This is a genomic window from Agromyces binzhouensis (genome assembly GCF_004135055.1).
Taxonomy (GTDB): Bacteria; Actinomycetota; Actinomycetes; order Actinomycetales; family Microbacteriaceae; genus Agromyces; species Agromyces binzhouensis.
The window spans coordinates 1-1,013 of sequence record NZ_SDPL01000682.1 but is presented as its reverse complement, the minus strand read 5'-3'; the positions used below and the strand labels follow the sequence as shown (position 1 = coordinate 1,013).

The window sequence follows — 1,013 nt, the reverse complement described above, 5'->3', positions numbered from 1 at the left end:
CCGGCGGCAGGTTCGCGCGGCGGAGCGCGCGGTAGCCGATGATGCCCGCGCAGAGCAGCGGCGCGACGGCGACGGGGTCGGCGTCGGACGGCAGCGCGTACGCGAACGCCTCGGGCACCGTGGCGTACCGCGCATACCCGCCGTCGGCGTCCCACCCCGTGAACCGCGCGTCGGGGCAGAGGTTCTCGCGGCCCGACCGGCACCACCGGCACGCACCGCAGGTCCCGCGCAGCCATGCGATCCCGACGAGGTCGCCGACCGCGGTGCGGCGCACGCCGGGTCCGGTCGCGACCACGCGGCCGACGACCTGGTGACCCGGGACGACCGGGCTCCGGTGCGGTTCGAGCTCGCCGTCGATCACGTGCAGGTCGGTGCGGCACACGCCGCACGCGGCGACCTCGACGACGAGCTCGTCCGCGGCGGGGTCGGGCTCGGGGGGCGTCGAGGGCGTCAGTCGCCCGTCGCCGACCGTCGTCCAGGCGTCCATCTCCCGGTCTCCCTCCCGGCTCGGGCGGCGGGCGGGTCGTCGCCGGTCGCCTCGACTGCCAGCGTGCGCCGGGAGGCGCCGTGCGCGGAGGACGAAGGTCATGCCGCGGCATCCGCTCTCCCGCCCGACCGTGGGGACCAACGGCCTCGCGCCCGCGGCGACCCGCGCGCATGCTGGAGGCATGTTCCGTGACCGCGCCGACGCGGCGGCCGCCCTGCTGGAGCGGCTCGAGGCGTTCCGCGACGAGGACGTGGTGGTCCTCGGGCTCCCGCGCGGGGGCGTGCCGGTCGCCGCCGCGGTCGCCGAGGGTCTCGACGCACCGCTCGACGTCATCGTCGTCCGCAAGCTCGGCATCCCCGGGCAGTCCGAGGTGGCGATGGGGGCCATCGGCGAGGGCGGCGTGCGGGTCGTCGACGACGGGATCGTGCGGCGCGCGCGCGTCTCGGAGCGGCGGTTCGCCGACGTCGAGCGGCAGGAGCAGCAGACCCTCGACCGCCGCGTCGCGCAGTTGCGGGGCGGCCGCGAC

At 77.6% G+C, this 1,013-nt stretch carries 2 protein-coding genes; one reads left to right on the top strand and one right to left on the bottom strand.

What is annotated here, in order from left to right; all coding sequences use genetic code 11:
• Positions 1-487 (bottom strand): alcohol dehydrogenase catalytic domain-containing protein (locus tag ESO86_RS17615; protein WP_165308350.1); only part of this gene is annotated, 487 nt, incomplete at its 3' end.
• A 181-nt stretch (positions 488-668) separates the two neighbouring features.
• Here ESO86_RS17615 and ESO86_RS17610 point away from each other — a divergent pair.
• Positions 669-1,013: phosphoribosyltransferase family protein (locus tag ESO86_RS17610; protein ID WP_277985251.1), on the top strand; the 345-nt coding region annotated here is incomplete at its 3' end.